This is a genomic window from Vibrio sp. 10N.247.310.23, assembly GCF_041467155.1.
GTDB lineage: Bacteria > Pseudomonadota > Gammaproteobacteria > Enterobacterales > Vibrionaceae > Vibrio > Vibrio crassostreae_C.
Genome location: NZ_JBFSTZ010000108.1, coordinates 1 through 1037, shown reverse-complemented (window position 1 = coordinate 1037; position 1037 = coordinate 1). Strand labels below are relative to the sequence as shown.

The window sequence follows — 1037 nt, the reverse complement described above, 5'->3', positions numbered from 1 at the left end:
TAGTGGTTTCTGTGAGGATTCAAGGACAAGGTGATCACTGGTTGAAGACATGATCTTAATCCCATTCGGAGCCTTAAGCCCACTGACACAAACATCTTGGCGGCCTAATGCTACAATAGCTTGTGAGACCTCCCCTCTATCTTGAAGGCTTGCTTTTTCTCCAAAAGCATTTAACCCCCGACTTCCCCAAGGCAAAGTCGGTTTAATCTTGGACTCAATCACTTCAGCGGTCAAAGAAATCGCATCCGTATGTAAGCCTTTGATATTTTCGTGCTCTAAAGGCTCACAGCCTAAAAAAATGGCTTCTCCTATACGAAGGTGATTGACTCGAGTTAAGCCTGTTCTCTGAAGAGCCCAGTTAACTGAAGCTGAATTACCCCCTGAAATAATTTCTAGATTGATCCCAAATGTAGCTTCAATTCCATCGGCAAGATCAGAAAGAATATTCATATTTTGATCATCTGGAGCGACACCATACCGACAGGCTAAATTCGTACCAATTCCTTTTATCGTTATGTTTGGTAAAGAAATAATCTCTCGGATAAAATCAATCACGCGATTTGGCATCACACCTTCTCTGAGATCGCCAAGCTCAACCATAATAATGATACCGTGACAGCAATTTTGTTGTTCCGCTGCATGTGAAAGCCTCTGAATCACTTCAACTTCAGAGTTTAAACTCAGATCACTGTATTTTATTACGCTCGCCACTTGACTGAGCATGGGTGTACGTATCAGCATTTTAGGGGTAGCAATGCCAGATTCAGTCATCTTTTGAAGATTTTCGATTCTTGAATCGGCTAACATTGTTGCGCCAGCATCAATAAGAACTTGTGCGATGATAGGGTGGCCGAGGAAGGCTTTTGTTACAGGCGTAACGGATATATTTTTCAGTGAGAGCTGAGAAACCAGGAACTGAGCGTTATGATGAACTTTTCCACAATCGATGTCTAACCTAGGGTAGTTCACCCTTTTTCGGCCAGTTTACTTGCTATTATAGGAAAGGCTGACGTTACGATGTGCAGTAGATGTTCAAC

1 protein-coding gene is annotated in these 1037 nt (G+C 42.4%); it reads right to left on the bottom strand.

The window, feature by feature from the left end:
• A partial coding sequence (locus tag AB6D93_RS24140; protein WP_372159263.1) for an alanine/ornithine racemase family PLP-dependent enzyme occupies window positions 1-969 on the bottom strand: 969 nt, incomplete at its 3' end.
• Window positions 970-1037 lie beyond the last annotated feature (68 nt).